The organism is Polaromonas glacialis (genome assembly GCF_000709345.1).
Classification (GTDB): Bacteria; Pseudomonadota; Gammaproteobacteria; order Burkholderiales; family Burkholderiaceae_C; genus Polaromonas; species Polaromonas glacialis.
In genome coordinates this window covers 1-2,117 of sequence record NZ_JMDZ01000042.1, presented here as the reverse complement: position 1 = coordinate 2,117, position 2,117 = coordinate 1, and the positions used below count along the sequence as shown (strand labels likewise).

The 2,117-nt window shown below is 63.2% G+C and carries 2 protein-coding genes and 1 pseudogene; all 3 read left to right on the top strand.

The features are described 5' to 3' along the window. Positions 1 to 297: pseudogene (locus EC86_RS29380) on the top strand (hypothetical protein); the annotation flags it as partial. Further along, positions 294 to 1,586, top strand: a complete 1,293-nt coding sequence (locus EC86_RS0100205; RefSeq protein WP_029523712.1) for a TRAP transporter large permease — start codon at positions 294 to 296, stop codon at positions 1,584 to 1,586. The pseudogene EC86_RS29380 and the gene EC86_RS0100205, both read left to right, overlap by 4 nt. A 10-nt stretch (positions 1,587 to 1,596) precedes the next feature. Beyond that, positions 1,597 to 2,117, top strand: a 521-nt coding sequence (locus EC86_RS0100200; RefSeq protein ID WP_036771540.1) for an amidase family protein, incomplete at its 3' end; no start/stop codon positions are given.

Sequence of the window (2,117 nt, the reverse complement as noted above, 5' to 3'; positions counted from 1 at the left end):
GTGATCCGGGACACACAGGCTTACCAAAGTGTGGCGCAGACGCCCTGGGCGACCCCCTTGGTCTACCCGCAAAGCGCTTGGCTGCTCGGTCTGATCATGTTCGCCCTGGTCTCTGCAGCATTTGCGATCCATGCGTCGATCCTACTGCTGAGCGGCCGTACCGACGAGCTGAACGCCGATTACGGCCCGCGCTCGACCAAGCAGGAAGTCGATGAAGAGGTTGAAGATCTCAAGACGCGCTCAAGCGACGATGCGCCCCATGTCCATCACATTACCGCCCCGGGAGCCCGCGCATGAACGTCACTTACATCCTGCTCGCCTTTGGCCTCATGCTCGGCATGATGCTGCTAGGGCTGCCCATCGCCGTTGCAATGGCGGGGGTTGGAATCGTCGGCGGCCTGCTGGCTTACGGCATGCCATTCATCGACTCCATCGCCCCGGTGCTTTGGGGCGTGCACAACGACAACTTGCTGACGGCCGTCCCGTTGTTTGTGCTGATGGGCGAATTGCTGCTGCGCTCGGGTATCGCCGACCGCATGTTCGGCGCACTGGCTGCCTGGCTGGGCCGGCTTCCCGGTGGCTTGCTGCACACCGGCATCGGCTGCAGCGCCCTGTTCGCGGCCACCTCAGGCTCATCGGTGGCCACTGCAGCCACCGTGGGCACGGTGGCGTTGCCATCGCTGTACAAGCGCGGCTACCGGATGGACATGTCGCTCGGGGCGATCGCAGCCGGCGGCACGCTGGGCATCCTGATCCCGCCATCGGTCAACATGATCATCTATGGCTCGTTGACCGATACCTCTATCGGCAAGCTGTTCATTGCCGGCATCCTGCCTGGACTCTTGCTGACCGGGTGTTTCATGCTCTTCATCATGGGCCACGCGCTCCTGACGGGCAGCACCATCCGTGAGGAAAAGGTGCCGCTGGCGCAGCGCTTGCGCCTGCTGAAAGACCTGATTCCGCCAGCGGTGGTGTTCTTCATCGTGATGGGCAGCCTCTACACCGGTCTGGCAACGACCACCGAATCGGCCGCGCTCGGTGTTGTCACCTCAGTGTTCTTCGCCTGGCACGGCGGAAAGCTGAACTGGACGCTGCTGCAACACTGTTTTGTGCAAACCGCCAAGACCAGCGGCATGATCCTCTTGATCATCACCGCCGCGTTCATCCTGAATCTGGCCATCAGTCTGACGGGCGTTGCCGAGGCGATGACCACCTGGGTGACATCGTTCGGTCTGTCGGCCACCCAGATGCTGCTGGTGCTGGTCGTCTTTTATTTCGTGCTTGGCATGTTCATGGACGTGCTGTCGATGATGGTGGCGACCATTCCGATCACCTTTCCAATCGTCACCCACCTGGGGGTCGATCCGGTCTGGTTCGGCATCTTCATTGTTCTGATGTGCGAGTTGGGCATGATCACGCCGCCGGTGGGCATGAACCTGTTCGTCGTGCATGGCATCCGGCCGGACAAGGGCGGCATCCGTGACGCCATGGTGGGCGCCGTTCCCTACGTCATCATCATGCTCGTGTTCACGCTGCTGATCATCGCATTCCCGGGGATCGTCTCCTGGCTGCCCTCGAAGATGTGAGGCGAATGCAATGACCGAATCACCTGAACTCTGGCGTCTTTCCGCTGTGGAACTGCACCGCCGCTTTCGCGAGGGCTCATTGACGCCGCTGGCGGTGGCGCAGGACTGCTTGGTGCGGCTCGACGCGGTCAATCCGCACCTGAACGCGATCGTTGTCCGCCGCGACGAGCGGTTTCTAGAGGAAGCGGAGGCGGCTACCAGGCGCCACGCTCAAGCGCAGCCCTTGTCAGCACTCGATGGCATCCCCTTGACCGTGAAGGACAGCCTGCTGACGTCTGATATGCCAACGACCTGGGGCACACCAGCCCTGCGCCAGCACCAGACCGGGCACGACGAACTGGCGGTGGCCCGCGCCCGCGCCGGCGGGGCCCTCATCGTCGGCAAGACCAACGTGCCCGAGTTTGCGCTTGAAGGTTATACGGACAACCCGCTGTTCGGTGTCACTGGCAATCCGTGGGCGCCGGCGTTGACGCCTGGCGGCTCCAGCGGCGGCGCCGTGGCCGCCGTGGCCGCCGGTATCGCGCCGCTGGC

Coding starts and splice junctions, on each gene's coding strand:
- EC86_RS0100205 (WP_029523712.1), top strand. CDS start 294: ATGAACGTCACTTACATCCTGCTCGCCTTTGGCCTCATGCTCGGCATG.